Annotated in this window: 2 protein-coding genes; both read right to left on the bottom strand. The window is 25.9% G+C overall.

The window, feature by feature from the left end:
- A partial coding sequence (locus FHQ23_RS12305) for an ATP-binding cassette domain-containing protein (RefSeq protein ID WP_139614574.1) occupies window positions 1–420 on the bottom strand: 420 nt, incomplete at its 3' end.
- Window positions 421–434: 14 nt separating this feature from the next.
- A complete protein-coding gene (locus FHQ23_RS12300; RefSeq protein ID WP_139614573.1) occupies window positions 435–710 on the bottom strand; it encodes a hypothetical protein in 276 nt (91 codons plus the stop codon).
- Window positions 711–887 lie beyond the last annotated feature (177 nt).

The raw sequence follows: 887 nt of genomic DNA, 5'->3' as shown, positions 1-887 counted from the left end.
ATCATGAGTTGCGCATATTATTGTTTTTAGTTCATGCTTATCAAAAATATAATTCCAAACTTGTTCTGATGTTGTATTGTCAATAGATGATGTTGGCTCATCAAAGAAAATTATAGGGCTTTTTCTATAACTACTTCTTAATATATCCAATCTTTTTCTCTCCCCTCCAGAAAAATTATTTATATTTATATCTCTTTTTCCTTCTAGAATGTCTTTAAAATGACCCAACCCTAAAGATTTGAAATCTGAATATATTTCTTTATCGGCTTTTATAGAGTCTAGAAAAATAGCTCTCTCTAGGTTACCACTAAAAAAATCAGGAAATTGGAAATAAAATGAAAATATATGTGATACATCTACATCTATCATATTAAAAATATCTTCACCATTTACAAAAATTGTATTTTCAACCGGAATCATTCCACTAATTATTTTTAGAAGCGTTGATTTCCCAACCCAGTCTCGCCTATTATAACGATTTTATCCATATAATTTATACTTAAAACATTCTCATTTATTATACTCTTATCTTTATTTATCTTATAAATAAATTTATTTATTAGCATGTGATTATTTTTTATCGTTTTTATATTTTTGTTTTGAGCCTGGTTTTTCTCATCTTCTAATAAGACTTCATCTAGTTTTGATTTGTCAATCTTAAACTGATCATATTCTTTATAAGCTTCAGTAATTCCAATTATACTATCCATAAAAATTCCTGAAAAGCTATATATAACAACAAAATCACCAACACTAAATGAGTTCTCACTTATTAAAATTACTCCAATCAACATTGTTATACAGCTAGAAAATTTATTTAATAAAAATTGAATAGAAGAAAGTATAGCTGAAAAAAAGATAATTTTACCGTATTGGCAGCATAATCA

Origin of the sequence: Testudinibacter crocodili (assembly GCF_006228025.1) — a bacterium.
Lineage (GTDB): Bacteria > Pseudomonadota > Gammaproteobacteria > Enterobacterales > Pasteurellaceae > Chelonobacter.
The sequence above is the reverse complement of the archived record's forward strand: the minus strand, read 5'-3'. Positions and strand labels throughout refer to the sequence as shown.

Excerpts from the sequence above, each read along its gene's own strand:
- FHQ23_RS12300 (WP_139614573.1), bottom strand. The coding sequence starts at position 710 with ATGGATAGTATAATTGGAATTACTGAAGCTTATAAAGAATATGATCAG.